Origin of the sequence: Rhizobium sp. CCGE531, assembly GCF_003627795.1 — a bacterium.
Lineage (GTDB): Bacteria > Pseudomonadota > Alphaproteobacteria > Rhizobiales > Rhizobiaceae > Rhizobium.
The window spans coordinates 240,713-258,843 of record NZ_CP032686.1; the positions used below are offsets into that span (position 1 = coordinate 240,713).

The following is an 18,131-nucleotide window of genomic DNA, read 5'->3' on the forward strand; positions in this document are numbered from 1 at the left end:
TCAACATGGCAGGCCCCAATATTGCTTCCCTGCTCGAAGGTGAAGTCGTTTCGATAATCTTGAGCCGACGAATGTCTTCCTCACCGGGGACCCAGTTTGGGTGGTATCCGAGATCCACTTCTGAGACTGGCAAATCGCAGTGTCGCTATTCCACCATTCGAGAAGTTTCCGAACGCTCGCCTCCCTGATCGGATAGGCACTGACGGCTTTCCATCGAGGTGGGGTGGGACCGCTGTCCGTGCTTGATCGGTAAAAGGTGTCAATTTGTGGGGATGGCGCCGTACTGAAACACGATCGAGGTCGTGCGAAGCGACGGTTGCTGACATGATTTCATTCTATTGCTTTCGAGCCGCCGTAGGTGACTGTCATGCTTTTTATTCCATTTCCCTTCGCTGTCGCTATCGTGCTGCTCGTCCTGTTTGCCATGGTGTTCAAGCGAGGTGACGAACGGCCGGCCAATGTCCCGTTCCTGGCGCTTATCCTGGTCAGCGCTTTCCAGTCCGCGCTGTCCGGATTGCGATGGGGTTACGGGATCCAGGCCGTCATGTATGTGACACCCTTGGTCGCGGCGACCATGCCGCCGCTCGTTTACGCGGGCGTGTTCCAGCTGGTTAGGAAGAGTGCGCGACCGCCCTTCTTGCGCATCGGCATCCATATCCTGCCGGCAATCCTTGTTCTGATATCGATGATCGTTTGGCGCGATGCGATCGACGTCATCCTCGTTCTTACCTTTATCGGCTATGCAATCGCCATATTGCGCCTGATGCGGCCGGGAATGGACGCGCTTCGCCTTGCCGCCTTCGATGAAGCCAGGCCTGCCTATTATGCGATCCTGTTTGCGGCCGCCTCGCTGCTTCTTTCGGCGGCGCTTGATACGGTCGTGGCCTTCGATTTGATATGGATGCATGGCCGCTACGCGCCGACGCTCATTGTCGGTGGGAACCTCGTGGCGCTCATTATCTTGTCCGCCGCCGCCGCCGCCGCCAGCCGCAGCGGCGCGGCAAGGGAAGCGCCTGAGATCGCCGAGGTCCCGAAAGCGGATGCGGGAGATATCGAGACGATGGCTGCCGTTCAAGCGCTGATGTCGGACAAGCGGCTCTATGAGGATCACGACCTGACCTTGAACAGACTGGCGCGCAAGGCCGGCCTGTCGGCGCGTCAGATTTCCGAGGCGATCAACCGCGCCACTGGAAAAAACGTCTCGCAATATGTCAACGAGTTTCGTATCGCCGCCGCCTGCAAGCTGCTGACCGAAACCGAAAAGTCGGTCATCGAGATTATGTATGCGGTCGGCTTTCAGACGAAATCCAATTTCAATCGTGAGTTCCGGCGCGTGACCGACGTCACGCCCCTGGAATGGCGGAAGAAGACCCTGGCAGCCGCATAGGGGAGGCAAAAGTACCAGATCGCGATCAAGGACGATCTGGAACGCGTTCGAGGTCGAATTTCCTCCCGTCCCGTTCATGTTGGCGGCATGAACACGATCACCGAAGACAATCGCAAGCTCGCGGAAACGCTCAGGTCGCTTTCTCTTGAGCCTTCGTTCCAATCAGTGGAGCCGCCGCCCTGGAAAGATCGGCGGCTTGTCCCCTTGAGTATCCTGCTTGCGCTCGGCGCCAGCGTGATCGCAGTCACCGTCTTCTGGCCGGATATCGCACCTCAACTCAAAGGAGCATTGCAGCAGAAGCCGGACATCGCTCTCGCTCCAAGCATCACGCAGACGAGCGGCCAGGCAAGCCCGACAGCAAGCCAGGCGACCGCGAGCGTCAACGCATCCATTCCCGCTCTCAATCCGCCTCAATTGGCGGCTGTGTCCGAGATAACCGGTTCCGGCTACGTCGTTGCTCCCAGTATCGTGACCGTCTTTTCCAAATATGAGGGAGAGATCGCCTCAGTCGCCGCTCAAATCGGCGATCAGGTCGAAGCCGGGCAGGTTCTTGTTGGGATCGACGATATCAGCGCCGATTTTGCGCTTGAGCAGGCCAAGGCGGATAGCGATGCAGCGAAGCTTGTACTGGACGGAAAGATTCTCGAGTTGAAGCAGGCCGTCAGTTCACTGCAACGCAACGCAGCGCTTTCCGGGAAGAACGTTGTTTCGATCCAGGCCGTCGAAGAAGCGCAAACTGCGAGAGATACCGCACTCAATGCGGTCGATCAGGCGCGTCAAAGTTATGCCAAGGCGCAACTCGGCGTGAGGATCGCTAAGGAACATGTCGACGCGCTGATCGTGAAAGCTCCGATCTCGGGCAGGGTGACGCGGCTCGACGCCCATGTCGGCGGCCGGGTCCTAGCCCGGATAGACGGTATCAAGGAAAGTGAAAGCCTTCTGACGATCACCGATACCAAAAGCCTGGTGATCGACGCGGACGTGGCCGAAACCAATATCGGCGCGCTTCGGCCGGGCCTTCGCGGCGACGCCGTCCTCGACGGTTTTCCAGACAAGCCTTTTATCATCGAGATCTTGCAGCTTTGGCCGACCGTTTCACGCGAGAAAGGCACGATTACCCTGCGCCTTGCGCTCATCGAGCCACCCGAGGGCATCATGCCCAACATGGCCGCCCGCATTCGTATTTCGACCGTTCCAGCACAACAGCCAGGAGGCGCGCTTCAATGACCTCTTCGACAAGCAAAGAGCCCTACATCGCGCTCAGCGGAGTCAGGAAGGGATACAGGATAGGGACTGAGGCCGTCCCGATCTTTGCCAATCTGGACCTTGAGATAGCGCAGAGCGAATTCGTCGCCATCATGGGCCTTCCGGCTCCGGAAAATCGACGCTGCTCAATATGCTGTCTGGCATAGACCGGCCGGATCAAGGCCGCCTGCGTATCGGGGTCAGCAATCTCGATCAGATGGGCGAGTCGGCTCGCTCCTCCTGGCGCGCCCACAATATGGGGATTGTCTTCCAGTTCTATAACCTCCTGCCGATGCTGAATGCGGCCGAGAATATCGAGCTGCCGCTTCTATTGAAGCCGCTTTCGTCCCGGGAGCGTCGGGCTCGCGTCGACAAGGTCCTGGATCTGGTCGGACTTGCCGGGCGTCAGAAGCAATATCCGAAGCTGATGTCGGGCGGACAGCAGCAGCGCGTCGGCATCGCGCGTGCCATCGTCGCGGATCCGGCCCTGCTCCTCTGCGACGAGCCCACGGGCGACCTCGATCGCAGATCGGCCGACGAGGTGCTGGAAATGCTGCGCTTTTTAAACCGTGAGCTGGGCAAGACCATCATCATGGTCACCCACGATCCGCAAGCCGCAAGCTATGCTGGCCGAACGTTGCATCTCGATAAGGGTCAGTTCGTCGAGGAGGGGAGGGCCGAGGCATGACGTTCCTCGATCTCGTGCGAAAGAGCGCATGGCGAAAGCCGCTGCGTACGGTGCTGCTGATGATCAGCGTGGCCACGGCCTTTCTCATCTACGGCCTGACGACGAGCTTCATCGAAGGTAGCCAGGGTTCGTCGGCGGCCAGCGACGACATTCTCGGCGTCATGAGCGCGGCGGGCCGCACCCAGCCGCTGCCGATCTCCTACGTGAACCGAATTGCAGCCGAACCAGATGTGGCAGCGGTCGGCTACATGTCGCGCCTGCGGGGATTTGCGACGGTCGAGAAAAACATCGTTCCCGTGAGTGCTGCCGATCCTCAGCGTCTTTTGAGCTCGAATGGCAAGGAGCTCGGACTGACATCGGATCTGATTGCTGCACTCGGCAAGGACCGCAGTAGGGTTCTTGTCGGTCGCGCGCTCGCAGAGGCGCAAGGATGGACCGTCGGACGGAAGATCACGGTGGCCAGTTTCGATATGGCAAAGCAGGATGGCAGCCGCGACTGGCCCTTCGAAATCGCTGGCCTCTTCGAGGGCGAGAACGCGTCCACCGACACCTATTTCATGGTCGCGCAATATGACTACGTGAACGCGCTTAGAGCCCGCAACAAGGACACGGTCGACGCCTTCATCGTCCGACCGCAGCCGGGTGTATCGGCCGGAGAACTCGCCTCAAGGATCGACCAGTTGTTTGCCAATTCGGCCACGCCGACGCAGACCAGGTCGGAAAAGCAGTTCCTGGAGGCCTTCCTGCGCCAGTATGCCGATATCGGACTGATCGTGAACATGGTTGTCGGGGCGGCGTTCGTCACGCTGCTGATGATTGTCGGCAACACCATGGTCTATGCCGTTCGCGAGCGCACCTTCGAGATCGGTGTCCTGAAAACCCTGGGCTTTTCCGGGGCATGGATCATGGCGCTCATCCTTGGTGAAACGCTGTTCATATTTGTGGTCGGCGGGACCATGGGATTGGTGCTTGCATTGCTTGCAACGAAGATCACGGGGCCTGCAATCGGCCTGGTCTTTTCCAACGCCATTTTTGCAAAAGCTCTGGCGATGGTCACTCTGCTTGCGCTTGTATCCGGGGCCATTCCAGCCCTGAACGCGCTCAGGACCCCGATCATTTCCGCATTCAGAACGAGGTAGATCCATGTCTTCCAATGCCAGGCAAGCATTCGTCATGATCAGGGCAAACCTGTTCAGCCTGCCGCGACGCGTCTCCATCTCGGTCTCCATGGTGATCTCCGTGGCGCTGGTCGTTTGTGTTCTCACAGGTTTTCTGGCGATGGCGAGAGGCTTCGAGATCGCTCTGCAAAGTGCCGGTTCGAATTCGGTGGCAGTCATTCTGGGCGGAGGCACCAATCAGGAGGCTGGTTCAGACGTTCCGGCCTCGGTCATCCGCACGCTTGGCGCGATGACCGGCGATATCGGCATCACACGGGATGCCAACGGCATGCCGATCTTCTCGCGTGAAATCGTCGTCGCGGTCGATTGCAAATCGGGCAACGCTGGCACGGGCAGACTTTGGCCTTACGGGGTATGGACGCAAGCGGTCCGTCGATCCGTGACAATATAACCCTGTCGGCCGGGCGCCTATTTGCAGCCGGCACGCGCGAGATCGTCGTCGGAGACCGCCTCGCGCAGCAGTTTGGATTTTCGATCGGCAGCGTGGTGCGGCTCGGTACGGTCGACTGGACGGTGGTCGGTCTCTTCTCTGCGCAAGGCAGTGCGTTCGAATCCGAAATCTGGGCCGATCTCGACGCGGTTCGATCGGCCTTCGATCGTCAGGGGCAAGTGCAAAGCCTGCGCATGCGCCTTGCCGACCCCGCCTCGTTGTCACGACTGCAGGATAGGCTCGACGCCATCAAGACCACGCCGCTGCGTGCCGTCATCGAAGCCGAACTTTATGCGGCCCAATCGGCTCGCACCGCAAGCCTGATCCGGTTGTTCGGATGGCCGCTTGCGCTTTTGATGGCGGTTGGCGCAACCGCTGGCGCGCTCAACACCATGACGAATTCGGTCTCCGACCGCACCGTCGAGATCGCAACGGTCCGGGCTCTGGGCTTCAGCCGCATATCGGCGTTTCTTGGAACCTGGGTGGAGGCAGTCCTGCTCGCCGCCATGGGCGTGGTGGCCGGGCTATCGGCTTCGTGGCTCGCCTTCAATGGCTGGCAGGCAAGCACCGTCGGCGCCAATGGCGCGCGCATGGCCTTCCAGCTTTCCGTAACCGGCGATGTCATGGTAACGGCCGGTCTGCTCGGACTTGCAATCGGCATTCTGGGCGGCGCCTTGCCAGCGACCGTTGCAAGCAGGCTTCCCTTGACCGCAGCCTTGCGATCACGCGGATAAGATCCTGGCGTGACGTGGCAAAGCGTATAATTTGCAGAAATTTCAGGCGGCTTGATCGCAGTTGTCCTTCATGTTCCCTCTCGAGCAATATTCGAGTTCGATCTCGAGCAGCCTTGTCGCCTGGGCAAGCGCATCTTCCGCCTCCGCGAACAACAGTGACTTATCACCCATTCTGGCCTCGCCATAATTTTGGGCGCGCAGCAAGACGAGTTCGGCCAGATCGATGCATTCCGGCGTCGGTTGGATAAGGTTCAGGCAATAGCGCAGATTGATGGCAACCTCGATGGCGAATTCGGCGGCCGAGAAGCCCAGTATGGCGCCCGGCGGGGCTGAACGGGCCAGAAATATCCTCCAGTGTTGGGTCATAATACTCTCCCATCGGACCGATCGCGAAGGTGCTGCCACATCGCGCGTGCCAATTTTTTCAGAGACGTTATTAGGATCCCGACCACCGCATCTGCGTCGGCAAGGCCCCGGCGTGCCCGCAGTCATATCGGCCGGAGAAAATCGCTTTCAATCATGCAATCAGGCAATTGGGCTTCAGTCCGTCTTCTTCTCCGACGTTGGTCTGATGCCATGTCGACAGAAGGTCCCGGGCGCGATTGCTGAAGTCCAAGCCGGGCCTTGCCCATGCGATAAAACTTGACCCCTCGCGGTGTTGCGACGATCTGATATGGAGATCGGAATCTGCCAATCGGCGATTAAGGGCGGCGCTTTCGTGCCGGGGAACGATGACCGCCCGTCGCTGGAACGACTTCAAGCCTCAGGAGGCTACGGGTGTCATTGCGTCGAAAGCTTATTGCTGCCTTGCCATGCTTGTTGCTGACCCTGGTCAGCACGGCAATCCCCTACACTGTCAAAATTCACGGCGGTTCCGCGACATTTGCGCAGCAGATGGCGGAGGCCAAGGGAGGGAACGGCAATGGCGGTGGCAATGGTGGTGGCAATGGCGGCGGAAACGGCAATGGCGGAGGCAATGGAAACGGCGGCGGCAACAGCGGCAATGGAGGCGGTACACGGCAATGGGAAAGGAAACGACAAGGGCCAGTCGTCCAGCACCAAGAGCGCGACGCAAAGTCGGTCGATGCCGATCAGTCTACCGACACCGAACGGCTCGATGACCGTTCGCCACAAGGATGGCATGAGCGAAAAGATACAGAGTGGACGCTATGGTGATGCAGGATTCAAAGGCCCGCACGATCGTCAATCGCAATGCCACGGTTGCGGACGACAGCGGCTCAATCCTTCCTTCACTGACGGCGCCTTTCAAGTTCATCCCGGAATGCCATCGCAGCTTCCGTTCTGTTGCTCACTTCAAGCTTGGTGAAGATCTGGGTCATGTGATGCTTGATGTTTTTTCATGCAGATCGAGCTTCAGGCCGATTGTTTTGTTGCTCAATCCGGCGGAGGCCATTCCAGTACTTCCCGTTCCCGATCCGTCAGCGCTTTGAAGGTTTATTTGAGTGCTGGATCGGTTTCCGAAATCAGGCGAGCCGATAGTGTCGGTGCGACATAGCTGTCACCGGCGGCGATGCTGCGAATGATATCGGCAAGCATCCGAGACCCGACGCCTTTCAGGACATAGCCCTTTGCGCCGCTCTTAAGCGCCGCCATCACGTCATCGCTTGCCTCTGAGACCGTCAGCATCACGATCTTCTGGTCGGGTATCCGGTCGAGTATCAGGGGACAGCCTCCAGCCCTCCTCCGGCATCGAGATGTCGAGCAGCAAGATGTCCGGCCGGCATTCCGCTGCGATCCGCAGTGCGTCCTCCCCTGCTGCTCTTCGCCGACGACGCTAATCCGTCCATTTCGGTCAGACTTCGATGACGCCTTCCCTGAAAAGCGGTGATCGTCGATGACTGCCAAGCTGTATTGCAGCTGTCATCCTGTTCCTTTCCTCGATGTTCAAAGACATTCGAACGGTGGTTCCCCGGTTCGATGATAACGCTGAAACGGCCGCCAAGGCGTTCGACTCGATCCCTGAGACCGGCGAGGCCCAGTTTTTGCGGCCCGACGTCGTTCGGGTCGAATCCCGGCCCCTCATCGGCGACCTCGATCACGACCTGGCCATCTTCCAAGGATTGCACGACCTTTTGCCCGATCCCGCCGGCATGACGATAGCCGTTGTTCAAGGCTTCCTGGACGAAGCGATAGAGGCAGATCTTTGCGGAGGTGGAAAGATCAGCCGGTATCGCGCCCACGAAGAGCGCGACGGTGACGCCGGTGCGCCGCTCATGCGCGCGGATCGCGCGCCTCAGGAGATCGGTCAGGTTGTCCGTCTCGATGTGGGGCAGCATCAACCCGCTGCAGATGCCTCTGATTTCCGTCATCGCGTCGTCGAGGCTGGCTTTGATGGTGCGCAGCGATGCCTCGCGGTCGTCCGGCGCGGTAGCTGCACTTGTCAGGGTCTGGCTGTCCAGGCGCAAAGAGGCGTAAGCGACCAATTGCGCGGGACCATCATGCAGGTCGGCGCCGATTCGGCGCAAATAGCTCTCGTTGAGCGCAGCTGAACGCTGCGTCGCGCGTTGAACGCGCGCGCGCAGCGCCTCATTCTGCAGAAGAAGCGTCGACAACTCCCCAATGCGGCCGTTGAGCGCCTTGCGCTGATTGTCGATGGTGCGGCTGCCGCGCAGGACGATGATCGACAGAAGCGCGAAGAATGTCAGCGTAAACAGGGCAACCACAAGCCAGCTCAACAGCCGGGCCTGCGTCAGGCTGCCTTCGAAGTCGTTGGCCACCTCGTAAAACTCGGAAACGGCGACGACCTTGCCCGACCAGGGCTGCAGCACCGGATTGTAGATCTCCAGCAGCGGCTTGCCGCTATTACGCTCGGCAACGCTTTCCACATCATCGATCCGATTGAATTTGGCGACCATTCGACCGGAAAACGCGGTTCTGAGACTGTCCGAGAGTGGAAACTGCTTGCCGGAAAGATCCTTGTTGTTGGAGTAGAGGATCGTCCCGTCGTTGCGCCACAGCCGGAATGAAAACAGCCGCGTCCCAAGCGCGCCCTGGCCGAGTGTCTCGTCAAGGGCCCGTGTCACCGTGTCATCGAGGGCCCGGTTGGTTTGCATATCGGGTAGAAGCGGGGCGATGACGCTGTCGACGTAAAGGGCCGTCGTCGCCGCGGAATTGCGCGTTACCGCGTTTTCGATCAGGCTGGCAACGAAGTAGCCGACAACGAGCATCGCACAAATCGCGACGAAGCCGCCGGCGAGCAGAAACTGTCTGGCCAAGGATTGAGAGTTCCAGCGTTCGATCAGACCTGCCAGAGATAGTTTGTGTTTACGATTTTCTCGCGGAACCGGCATGGTCAGCACTGATCTCCCAACCCCTTATAGCTAGCCCAGCAGGATCGAGTGTCAACCATTGCCCGTCCGTATCGGTCATGTCGTTACCTGAAGACGGTATTGCTACCCGGCCGCCGCAATCTAAACGACCATCGGGCCGGATCAATCAGACAATGGTCCGAATGCCCAAGGCATAGGTCCGACCGCTGTAGAAACGTGGGATTTCGGCAATATTATAGTGCGCAATGATTTGCCGGATACAGCCGTTGCCTCGGGCGCCCGCCGTCTTTTTGAAGGAAATACGCATGAAAATCAGTTCTATCATTGGTACCGCAAGCCTCGGCCTGGTGTTGGCTGTCGCTCCCATGGGAGGAACTGCCGCCGGTTTCATACAGACGGCATTCGCAAAGGGCGGAAATGGCGGCGGCAATGGAAATGGTGGTGGTAACGGTAATGGCGGCAGCCATGGTCAAGGAAAATCCGACCACGCAAAGTCCGGTGACGACGACGCCAGCAGCACTTCCGCGAATGCGGCCACAGCGCCAGGCGCCTCATCGTCGTTGATGGCGCATCATTCCGAAAAGCACTCCAGGTCACACAGCGCAAGCGCGAAGTCACATGTCTCGAAGCCGGGCGAGGGCAGCCTCAATTCGCTCAGAAGAGACTACCACGCCTATTTGAACTCGAAGGATCCCAAGATGGCGGCGCTCTCAGCCTATGTGAAAGCATATGCAGAGTTCGAAATGCAATATGGAACGACGGCCGTGCCGACGGATCCCGCGCTCAGCGACAGCGCCTTGCGTTCGGCGCTGGCGCAGCTGTCGAACAAGCCAGTAACAGACCAGAGGCTCGCTGAAGCAAAGAGCATTCTCGGAGCCGGAACGAATAAGGGAAAAATCGCCGAGGTTCGTGATGCATTGGAAAAGCAGTCCACAACATCGGCCCCGGCTCAAAGCGATACGGTGACGGACGATTGAAGCGCCGCAACAACGGCTTTGCGAAGTGAGCATAACGACCACCGTGCGTCCGTATCGACAAGGTCCCAGGTCAACGTTTTGAGGGGCCGCGCGGCTGACGCCATTTCATAGCCGGTCCGCCCACCGGCTCTATCGCCGGGTCGAGCTTTCCCCCCGGACGCTGCTCGATCCGGCGATAGGCAATTTTCAGCCTGATATAGAGCAATTCCAGGAAAGTGCAGCGGCTTTCCTGGAGCAAACAAAGAGATGGAGCAGTTCGGAGTTTCCGTGAAAAACCGAACTGCTCCAGGCGATGATGCATAGCTGGTCGTTTCCACCAGATTGGATGCCGCAAGAGCTAAGCCTTGGGAGAGATGGAGAGCGTGTTTCCGCTCTCCATTTCGTTCGGTCACTCAAGAATCTGGATGACCTTGCGCGATGATGGTTCAACGATCACGCGTTCATGGTTGACCACAGCGTATGCATATCGGTGGTTTGTCGGAACGGTTCTTACGACGACCGTAGCCGGCAACGGCCGGCCGACGACCACCTGTTCGCGGACTACCATTCCATCATCGGGCAGGGGCTGTTCGCGGACATAGGTAACCACTTTCTGCGGCGGCGGATCGATGGCGGTGCCGACGATGGCGCCGGCCACGCCGCCTATGGCAGCTCCGACGGGTCCGCCGACTACGGCTCCGGTTGCGGCGCCACCTGCCGCGCCGGTGACGGTCGACGACTGGGCGAAGGCACATCCGGCGGCCAGGCCAAGTGAGAGTGCCGCAATACTAAGTACTTTCGTTTTCATCAGAATCTCCTTTCACCTGCTATTCGTCCGTCATTGACGGAGCTGTTGGTAAAACAGGACCCGGCTGCAATCTGTTCCTTTCCTTGGGCTTCAGTCGATTGAATTGGGACGAGGGTCGCAAGGGTGTTCGGACCAAAGCCTCAGCAGAGCGGACTCATGCTCATTTGAAGCTCCATTGCGGTGCGATCGTTGTCTTTCACGGGGTCCGTTCGATCCGCAGCGGAAATTTGCCAGGAACGAGAAGAGGTTCGAAACCAGCCTCGAACCGGCCCAGCCGGATCAATCCGGCCGAATAACGATAGCTGCCGTAGAACAGCGCAAGATTGCCCCAGGGAGCGAAATAGCAGAGATCTCCAGGCCTTTCGTTGCCGAAGGGGCCACTTCCAGCCTGGGTCAGTTTTCGCGGCAAGTAAGCGATCTTTTCGTTGTTCGCATAGTTATCGATCGTCAGCTCGAGCGGCAGCAAGGATGCGAAATCCGCCGCCGATGGATTGTCATAAAGGCTCGCGACCATGATCCGATTGTTGAATGTGAAACGTACCTTCATGCCATAGGTCTCCTCACTTGCCGGATTGCTGCCGTTCTGTCCGTTGGTATTGCCGGGGCGAATGACGGTTGCGATTGCGCCCGCGAGAACCAAACGGCGAGAGAGTGATCCAGCCTTCATGTCAAAGCCTGGTTGCCGAGCGCCATGCGACGATGGCAAAGAGCGACGACGCAAAGAGCAGCGTTGCGGCAAAGGCAAAAGTGATCCACCAGCCTGCGGCATCGAAGAGAGCGCCGCCAGCCGACGCGCCGATGGTGATGGCAAGCTGGATGGTCGCGACCTGCAAACCGCCTCCGGCTTCTGCGTCATCCGCCATGTATCTGCTCAGCCAGGTGCCCCATCCAACCGGGGCTGCGGTGCCGAAGAAACCCCAGCCCATCAGAAGCAATGCGGTAATGAAGGACGATGTGCCGAACAGGACGAGCCCCATTGCAACGATCGCCATGACGAAGGGGATTGCGGCAAGGACACTGAACAGCCGTATGCGCAGCAAATGGCTGACGGCGTATGTTCCCGCTACCCCCGCAAGGCCCATCAGCAGGAGAAGGAGCGACAATGTGGAGACGGAGACATCGGTGACGGTCTCCATAAACGGCCGTAGATAGGTGAATAGGGCGAACTGGCCCATGAAGAGCATCATGACCGAGGTCATGCCAAGCGCGACCTGAGGCCGGGCGAGCAGACGAAAGACGTTCGGCGCCAGCTCCCTGTCCCGCGAGGGCAGGGGCGGCAGGCTGATCCATTGCCAGACCAGAGCAAGCAACGCCAGCGGCACGACCGCGAAGAAGGTGCCGCGCCAGCCTATATAACTGCCCAGCAGGCTGCCCAGCGGAGCAGAAATCGTGGCTGCAACGGCATTTCCCGCGTTGAGCATGGCCAGGCCCTTCGGCACCGATTCCTCGGGCATGAGGCGCATGACGATGGCTGTCGACATCGACCAGAAGCCCCCGATCGCCACCCCAAGCAGGGCGCGTCCCATCATGAGGACGGCATAATTAGGCGCCAGCGTTACGATGATACCCGACAGGATGAGGACGGCGGAGAAGCATATGACCACGAGCCGGCGGTCCATGCCTCGCGTGATATTTGAAATGAAGAGGCTCGTCAGCACCGCGAAGACGCCCGAGATCGATATGGCCTGTCCCGTCCGGCCCTCCGTCACGCCGAGATCGCCGGCGATCGGCGAAAGCAGGCTGACAGGCAGGAATTCGGAAGCGATGAGGACGGCGACGCAAAGAGCCATCGACAGCACGGCACCCCATGCGGCGGGACGCTTTTCCGGGGTTGCCGTCGGTACGGATCGGGAGCTGTCATGCGGGTCGGCGGTGTCGCCGTCCAATGGTCGTGCGAGTGATTGCTGTGTCATGACCGTAAGATAGACGTTGCTCATTCCCATGATTAGCCATTGCAATTCGCTTGGACTTATCGATCTTTGACATCAATCGATTGTCGAGTCGGAGATCAGCGATGAAGCGTGAAGACCTGAATGAGATGCTGTGGTTTCTCGCGGTCGCGGAGGAACGGAGCTTTACGAAGGCTGCGGCGAAACTCGGTACGTCCCAGTCCTCGATCAGCCACGCGGTCAAGCGCCTGGAGGCTCGCATGGGACTTCGCCTTTTGACGCGCACAACCCGCAGCGTCGTGCCGACGGACGTGGGAGAGCGGCTTATCCGGTCGCTTGCACCACGACTTGCGGAGATCGAGACCGAAATAGACGAACTCATGGTGTTTCGGGATAAGCCTTCCGGCTCCGTGCGCATGACGCTCTCGGACCACGCTCTCAACAGCGTCGTCTGGCCGAAGCTGCGCCCCGTCTTGAAGGAATACCCGGACGTAAAGCTGGAGCTGAACATCGATAACGGCTTTCGCAACATCGTGGAGGAAAGGTTCGATGCCGGCGTCCGGCTTGGCGAAAGCCTGGACAAGGACATGATCGCCGTCAGGATCGGTCCCGATTGGCGTCTCGTTGCCGTGGCATCACCGGAATACTTTTCCGTGCATGGGGTTCCGGACCATCCGGAGGAGCTTGTCGTCCACATCTGCATCAATCACCGGCAGGCACGATCGGGTGGCCTCTATGCATGGGAGTTCGAGAAAGAAGGCAGGGAATTGCGCGTGCGCGTCAATGGGCAGCTGACCTTCAACACCTCTTACGCGATGATCGACGCAGCCTTGAGCGGATACGGTATCGCCTACCTGCCGGAAGATCTGGTTCAAGCGTCTATCGCGTCGGGACGTTTGGTTCAGGTTCTGGACGATTGGTCGCCGGTCTTCCCCGGCTATTATCTCTGCTACCCGAGCCGGCGGCAGAATTCGCCCGCATTCAGGATCATGATCGATGCCCTCCGACAGTGAGGGTGGCGACCCATGGGTGCCGTCGCGGGCGAACAAAGATCTCGGCTGCGTGGTTCCTTAAATCGGCATCGACATGGGAAAAATTATGAAGTATTTCAATATGTTATGGCGTCATCGGGGTGTCTTGAAGCACACCTGTTGCAGACAATCGTTCACCGGACGAATGCCTGCCTCGTCCACGACAGGTGCGATTTGAGGTGATCTTGAGCCGAATTTTTCACAATACCGGGGGCGGGACATTAGATTGGAGGAATGGTCGTTGCCCTTCACCTCGTCCGAAACAGGGTCGGCCAATCTCCGAGTTGGCTGCCGCCGCAGGTCCCCTGATAGGAAACCTCCGCCAGTTGAAACTGCATGCCATCCCATACCCATTCGGCAGTGAGCCCACAATCGCCGACTGCGCGCCCCCTGCCTGCCATCCGCAATGCTCCCGTATTCATATCGAAGCCCGGTTCCGTCAGTATTTTCAGTTCGGTTTCGTCGCCGCCGAAAGGAAGTTTCGGCTGAAACGGAACAGGGGCATCATTTCCATTCCGCGGCACGATGAAAGCCAGCGACGATCCTTGATAGGCGCCGATGATGCAGGGAATGAATACAAGGGCGTGATCTGCGTCGAGTGGGTAAGCTTCCTCCTTCAGATCTTCCCCTGATGTGTTGCCCTGGCATTCTTCCGCCTCAAATACGGCCTTGCCGGAATTCTTTGCTTGCAGGATAAGACGTTGTCCCTCCTCATCCGATAAAGCGATATCAATCTTTCGACGCGCGAGGATGGGCAAGGCAGGCGCGGCCGCGACGCTCGAAGCAGGAGCGGTTCCCCTCGTGATCAGAGCGGTCACATTCCCGAGGCGGTCTTGACGGTCATCCATATGCAACAGAGCAGCGACGATGCCATCGAGCGGAATCACCGCGTTGCCGGCCCCAACCTCCAGCTGGGCGGCGTTGCGCAAATCGGAAAGCAGTTCCATCACCGCCGCAGGATTGCTGGTCGAGATCGTTGTTGCGTCTTCGTCGCGGCTGAGCTGCCAGGCCGGTCCAAGATCCAACGATATCCCATCGGCGCGAAAATCGTTCAAGCCGACTGGAAAAGGGACGCCGATCGTCACCTCGGTGACTGCATCGGGACCGGCGGCGCGGTGAACGTGCATATCGGGACTGCTTATGACACCATTCTTGAAGCCCTTGGCTTCGCAGGTCAGACCGTTGTCGCATGCAATCAGCCAAGACTTGTAGCGATCATAGGAGGGATCCGCCGCGTTTGCCGCGCCGCCCAGAGCGAGGCTCGCCAGCAGGAGTGCCATGAGGCGCTTATGGAGATGCTTCATGCAGATCTTCCTTATCGGTCGCCTTGAATGAAGTTCAGATTTCTAATTTAGAAAATGCGCTCGAATAAACACTCAATACGTCCAGCCGGCCTATTGCCACAAGCTATGGTTCGCCTATGTATGCTTCGCAGGCCAAAAGAGGGCCGGGATTGCATTCATGGCGCAGATATCGTCCGATTTAATCTACAATTTTTCGACCCTCAATTTTCCCGAGAAAGATCGGTTTCATCTTTGGGTCAAGGACAATCACTGCGACTGCAGGTTACGGGACTTTGAATCCTGCCCGTTCGACGCAGAGGCGACCGGTGCCGCGCTTGGTCCGCTCATCCTGTCCGGTCGAAGGCTTCTTCATCAGGGTCGATCTCCGGCTTATGAGGTTCTCAGATCAGACCGGCGCATCCGGACCGACGGGTATGATTTTTACCGATTTACGTCAATTCTGAGTGGTCGCTTCACCTATCGATCAACCAACCCTTCGTCGATCAAGACGGCGGGCGACTTGTTCATACTCGATGCCGCCCAGGTCAACGACTGCCTGGTCGAGGCCGACAATGTCATTTCGGTTGCCGTTCCGAGGGATTTGTTGCCAAGTCAAACAGCGCTCCTGCATGGACATACGCTTACGACTGGCGTCGCACGTCTCCTGACCGATCATCTCGTTTCGCTGTTGCGCAATCTCACCAGGTTGCGGCCGCAGGAAATCCCCTATGTGGTGCAATCGACACTGCAGCTCCTGACATCAGTGGTTTCGTCCGCATCGGATGCGATGCAGGAGGGAGCCGGTCCGATACGCGAGCTGTTGCTTGGTCGTATCTTGCGCTACCTCGATGCGCACTTGCTCGAATCCGATCTGACGCCGGACCGAATTTGCCGCGATGTCGGGGTCTCGCGTGCGAAGCTTTACCATTTGCTCGAGGGCAATGGGGGCATCATGCGGCAGATACAGCGTAAGCGCTTGCGCCGGGCCTATCAGATGCTGGCGAATCCGAGCGGGCCGAGGCTCCATATAGCGGAGCTTGCGTGGAAACATGGTTTCTCGAACGAGAAGTACTTCTATCGCCTGTTCAAGGCTGAATTCGGCCATACGCCGGGCGAGACGCTGGAAATCATGTCCCGCTCGAATTTAGCGTCTGGATCGATTGCCCATGCCCACGAAAAGCCGGTGGACAGCCCCTCGGGCTGGACGTTGCCCTTTGGCGTGCCGGGCCGCTAAGTTCGTTTCGAGCATAAGATGTACGAATGTGCACTCGAAATGGACATGAGGAAACCGGCCGCTGACCAGGATGCCTTGAAGGATGTTTGGGTGTTGACTAGAAATCACCAAGTTTTCAACCGATCGGCACCCTCAATCCATGCTTGCCTCCAAACGTCTCTCCATTCTCCCGGCGGGCTATGGTCTGCTGATCTTCGCCGCGCTGACCTCGGCGGGTTCGGTTGCCGCTCCAGCGAGCGCGAAAGACCGGATTGCCCTGAAATCCGATGTGCCGGGTTTGAAAATTACCCGTCTTGCAAAATTGCCTGACGCACCAGACTCGGGCTCCTCCGGAGCGCCGTCATGCGGTGTATTGCCCGAGACCAAAAGCGCGGGTGGCAAGATTGCCTCTGATCTCGGATGGGGCGTGACCGGCGAGGCGAAACTTGGCCCCTATGAGGCCGTCAGCTTCGCGGGTGAGTTCGATCAGGCGGCCGGTTCGGCCTGCGCCATAGATCAAGGCAATGTCGCGCTCTTTGACGGTTCGAACTTGCTGGCTCTGATTTATGCCGACAAGAGCAGCAAGCTGACGATCGGCAGGATCACCGCGGTCAAGGACCATCTGCGCCTCCTCGCCGGCGATCTCGTTCAGATGCCAATTGGCGAGATCTGGCTTGGCGAAGGCCGGGACGTGGACGTGAAACCACTGGCGGCCGAGGAGCAGGTTTGTGACGGCAAGACAGTGGTGCCGAACGTCCATGGCAAGCCCATCACCGAAGCCCGACAGGCGATCATTGGCAAGGGGTGGCAGCCATTTCAGAGCCCGCCGCCATCCGACCCGGATCCTTTCGGCGATAGTATTCGCAAGATGGGGATTGTCGAGGCGACCGATTGTGCCGGCACCGGTTTGGCCTATTGCAGCTACTACTACCGCAAGGGTGACATGGAGCTGGATGTGAGCAGCTTTGGAGACGGCACACCGACGGTCTCGGATTATGATGCGGTCTGCGAGCGGTCGAAATGGCATAAGGCGCAGTAACGGCTGACGTCCGTCCGCGTTTTCATCCGAGTTCAAGTTCGATCAGCCTTGCTCGAGGTGACCTTGTGCCCCTCCTTGGGAGGAGAGACTGCGATAGGTCGTCTTGTCTCACTCACGCAGATTGCAAATATCCGGGTGCTGTTGGTCATATGAAATTCTCAAGGTTAGAACCTACGTGCACTTGTTATGGACGAGACTGCACAAGATGAATGAACTGCTGTCGTTGCCCGGAAGGGCTTTTCTGCTATCCTACTGAAATAGAATGGAAATTTGTCAGGAGCCGCAGTTCATTTTCAAAACCTCCGCTGAGGTCGTCTCTTATTCATCGTCGCGGCTGTTATGACGCGTTACGCTCCCTATTCCCGGCGCAAAGGGAACGAAGCTTTTCAACGCTATATGGAACCAAGTGACAGACCGGCCCGGCAGTCGCAAAGCTCGGTCGTGACCACGGCATGAGCAATCACGGAAATATGCATCAGTAGTTCGTCAACAGAGGAAATTCCCTTGCGTAAGATAATTTGCGGTTTTGCATTTGCCGCCCTCTCCTTCACGCCCGCCGCCGCCAGCGTATGTTCGCAGCACTACCAAAGCAGCGGTGTTCCCCTTGTCACTGGCGTGACCTATAAAACCTGGATGGAATTCCCCTCCGTCGGCCCAGCCGCTGCCTTCGATAAGGTATCGAGGGCGGTCCTGGCCGAAGGTTTTGTGGATGTGAATGTCGAGAAACAACTCGGTACGCTGACAGCTCAACAGGAAACGACAGGATCCGGCCGCCCGCAGACCTTGCGCGTCGTCGTCCGGAAGAGCGGCAAGGGCAGTCGTGTCGATGCCGTTTTCATGGTGCCACAGGGGCAGGTCGCTCCCAGCATGAGCGACAATCTCTGCCGCATCGTCAACGCGGTGGCTGAATAAGTATTGCGGCCATCGCCGAAAGTACTTGGCGATGGCATGCCGCACATC

Annotated in this window: 15 protein-coding genes and 4 pseudogenes; 11 read left to right on the forward strand and 8 right to left on the reverse strand. The window is 58.6% G+C overall.

Features of this window, described 5'->3' with window-relative positions:
- Positions 1–367: 367 nt before the first annotated feature.
- The 5 genes and pseudogenes from CCGE531_RS27410 to CCGE531_RS27430 all read left to right on the forward strand — a co-directional run bounded on the left by CCGE531_RS27410 (position 368) and on the right by CCGE531_RS27430 (position 5,662).
- A complete protein-coding gene (locus tag CCGE531_RS27410) occupies positions 368–1,387 on the forward strand; it encodes an AraC family transcriptional regulator (RefSeq protein ID WP_120669785.1) in 1,020 nt (339 codons plus the stop codon).
- A gap of 87 nt (positions 1,388–1,474) precedes the next feature.
- Positions 1,475–2,614, forward strand: a complete 1,140-nt coding sequence (locus tag CCGE531_RS27415) for an HlyD family efflux transporter periplasmic adaptor subunit (RefSeq protein WP_120669786.1) — start codon at positions 1,475–1,477, stop codon at positions 2,612–2,614.
- Positions 2,611–3,320: pseudogene (locus CCGE531_RS27420) on the forward strand (ABC transporter ATP-binding protein). Before CCGE531_RS27415 ends, CCGE531_RS27420 begins: the two are co-directional and overlap by 4 nt.
- Positions 3,317–4,459 carry an FtsX-like permease family protein gene (locus tag CCGE531_RS27425; protein WP_120669787.1) on the forward strand — a complete coding sequence of 381 codons (1,143 nt, stop codon included), beginning with the start codon at positions 3,317–3,319 and terminating at the stop codon, positions 4,457–4,459. Before CCGE531_RS27420 ends, CCGE531_RS27425 begins: the two are co-directional and overlap by 4 nt.
- 4 nt (positions 4,460–4,463) lie before the next feature.
- Positions 4,464–5,662: pseudogene (locus CCGE531_RS27430) on the forward strand (ABC transporter permease).
- Positions 5,663–5,704: 42 nt separating this feature from the next.
- Here CCGE531_RS27430 and CCGE531_RS27435 read toward each other — a convergent pair.
- Positions 5,705–6,028: a hypothetical protein gene (locus CCGE531_RS27435; protein WP_120669788.1), complete on the reverse strand. Its 324-nt coding sequence runs from the start codon at positions 6,026–6,028 to the stop codon at positions 5,705–5,707.
- Between the two features lie 453 nt (positions 6,029–6,481).
- On the opposite strand from CCGE531_RS27435, the gene CCGE531_RS34470 reads away from it, so the two are divergent.
- Positions 6,482–6,838 carry a hypothetical protein gene (locus CCGE531_RS34470; RefSeq protein WP_162944046.1) on the forward strand — a complete coding sequence of 119 codons (357 nt, stop codon included), beginning with the start codon at positions 6,482–6,484 and terminating at the stop codon, positions 6,836–6,838.
- Positions 6,839–6,912: 74 nt separating this feature from the next.
- On the opposite strand, the pseudogene CCGE531_RS27440 reads toward CCGE531_RS34470, so the two are convergent.
- A pseudogene (locus CCGE531_RS27440) lies at positions 6,913–7,547 on the reverse strand (response regulator transcription factor).
- Positions 7,548–7,556: 9 nt separating this feature from the next.
- Positions 7,557–8,973 (reverse strand): annotated as a pseudogene (locus tag CCGE531_RS27445) (sensor histidine kinase); the annotation flags it as partial.
- A gap of 269 nt (positions 8,974–9,242) precedes the next feature.
- Between CCGE531_RS27445 and CCGE531_RS27450 the strand changes: the two are divergent.
- The gene (locus tag CCGE531_RS27450) at positions 9,243–9,929 is read left to right on the forward strand and encodes a hypothetical protein (RefSeq protein ID WP_348633048.1); all 687 of its coding nucleotides are present in this window, start codon (positions 9,243–9,245) and stop codon (positions 9,927–9,929) included.
- Between the two features lie 70 nt (positions 9,930–9,999).
- Here CCGE531_RS27450 and CCGE531_RS34475 read toward each other — a convergent pair whose 3' ends face one another.
- From CCGE531_RS34475 to CCGE531_RS27465, 4 genes are all read right to left on the reverse strand, one after another.
- Complete coding sequence (locus tag CCGE531_RS34475) at positions 10,000–10,230, reverse strand: hypothetical protein (protein WP_162944047.1); 231 nt, start codon at positions 10,228–10,230, stop codon at positions 10,000–10,002.
- 87 nt (positions 10,231–10,317) lie between these two features.
- A complete protein-coding gene (locus CCGE531_RS27455; RefSeq protein ID WP_120669790.1) occupies positions 10,318–10,716 on the reverse strand; it encodes a DUF1236 domain-containing protein in 399 nt (132 codons plus the stop codon).
- A 196-nt stretch (positions 10,717–10,912) separates the two neighbouring features.
- Complete coding sequence (locus tag CCGE531_RS27460) at positions 10,913–11,383, reverse strand: cyclophilin-like fold protein (RefSeq protein ID WP_120669791.1); 471 nt, start codon at positions 11,381–11,383, stop codon at positions 10,913–10,915.
- A 1-nt stretch (position 11,384) separates the two neighbouring features.
- Positions 11,385–12,653, reverse strand: a complete 1,269-nt coding sequence (locus CCGE531_RS27465; RefSeq protein WP_245459480.1) for an MFS transporter — start codon at positions 12,651–12,653, stop codon at positions 11,385–11,387.
- Positions 12,654–12,730: 77 nt separating this feature from the next.
- On the opposite strand from CCGE531_RS27465, the gene CCGE531_RS27470 reads away from it, so the two are divergent.
- Positions 12,731–13,618: a LysR family transcriptional regulator gene (locus CCGE531_RS27470; RefSeq protein ID WP_120669793.1), complete on the forward strand. Its 888-nt coding sequence runs from the start codon at positions 12,731–12,733 to the stop codon at positions 13,616–13,618.
- Positions 13,619–13,884: 266 nt separating this feature from the next.
- Here CCGE531_RS27470 and CCGE531_RS27475 read toward each other — a convergent pair whose 3' ends face one another.
- A complete protein-coding gene (locus CCGE531_RS27475) occupies positions 13,885–14,940 on the reverse strand; it encodes a DUF1176 domain-containing protein (RefSeq protein WP_120669795.1) in 1,056 nt (351 codons plus the stop codon).
- Between the two features lie 157 nt (positions 14,941–15,097).
- On the opposite strand from CCGE531_RS27475, the gene CCGE531_RS27480 reads away from it, so the two are divergent.
- From CCGE531_RS27480 to CCGE531_RS27490, 3 genes are all read left to right on the forward strand, one after another.
- Complete coding sequence (locus CCGE531_RS27480; RefSeq protein WP_120669797.1) at positions 15,098–16,153, forward strand: AraC family transcriptional regulator; 1,056 nt, start codon at positions 15,098–15,100, stop codon at positions 16,151–16,153.
- Between the two features lie 139 nt (positions 16,154–16,292).
- Positions 16,293–17,171, forward strand: coding sequence for a hypothetical protein (locus tag CCGE531_RS27485; RefSeq protein WP_120669799.1), 879 nt, complete (start codon positions 16,293–16,295; stop codon positions 17,169–17,171).
- A gap of 504 nt (positions 17,172–17,675) precedes the next feature.
- Positions 17,676–18,083: a hypothetical protein gene (locus CCGE531_RS27490; protein ID WP_205586525.1), complete on the forward strand. Its 408-nt coding sequence runs from the start codon at positions 17,676–17,678 to the stop codon at positions 18,081–18,083.
- The last annotated feature ends 48 nt before the right edge of the window (positions 18,084–18,131 follow it).

Coding starts and splice junctions, on each gene's coding strand:
- CCGE531_RS27435 (WP_120669788.1), bottom strand. CDS start 6,028: ATGACCCAACACTGGAGGATATTTCTGGCCCGTTCAGCCCCGCCGGGC.
- CCGE531_RS27455 (WP_120669790.1), bottom strand. CDS start 10,716: ATGAAAACGAAAGTACTTAGTATTGCGGCACTCTCACTTGGCCTGGCC.
- CCGE531_RS27460 (WP_120669791.1), bottom strand. CDS start 11,383: ATGAAGGCTGGATCACTCTCTCGCCGTTTGGTTCTCGCGGGCGCAATC.
- CCGE531_RS27485 (WP_120669799.1), top strand. CDS start 16,293: ATGCTTGCCTCCAAACGTCTCTCCATTCTCCCGGCGGGCTATGGTCTG.
- CCGE531_RS27470 (WP_120669793.1), top strand. CDS start 12,731: ATGAAGCGTGAAGACCTGAATGAGATGCTGTGGTTTCTCGCGGTCGCG.
- CCGE531_RS27475 (WP_120669795.1), bottom strand. CDS start 14,940: ATGAAGCATCTCCATAAGCGCCTCATGGCACTCCTGCTGGCGAGCCTC.
- CCGE531_RS27410 (WP_120669785.1), top strand. CDS start 368: ATGCTTTTTATTCCATTTCCCTTCGCTGTCGCTATCGTGCTGCTCGTC.
- CCGE531_RS34475 (WP_162944047.1), bottom strand. CDS start 10,230: ATGCATCATCGCCTGGAGCAGTTCGGTTTTTCACGGAAACTCCGAACT.
- CCGE531_RS27465 (WP_245459480.1), bottom strand. CDS start 12,653: ATGAGCAACGTCTATCTTACGGTCATGACACAGCAATCACTCGCACGA.
- CCGE531_RS27480 (WP_120669797.1), top strand. CDS start 15,098: ATGGCGCAGATATCGTCCGATTTAATCTACAATTTTTCGACCCTCAAT.
- CCGE531_RS27415 (WP_120669786.1), top strand. CDS start 1,475: ATGAACACGATCACCGAAGACAATCGCAAGCTCGCGGAAACGCTCAGG.
- CCGE531_RS27425 (WP_120669787.1), top strand. CDS start 3,317: ATGACGTTCCTCGATCTCGTGCGAAAGAGCGCATGGCGAAAGCCGCTG.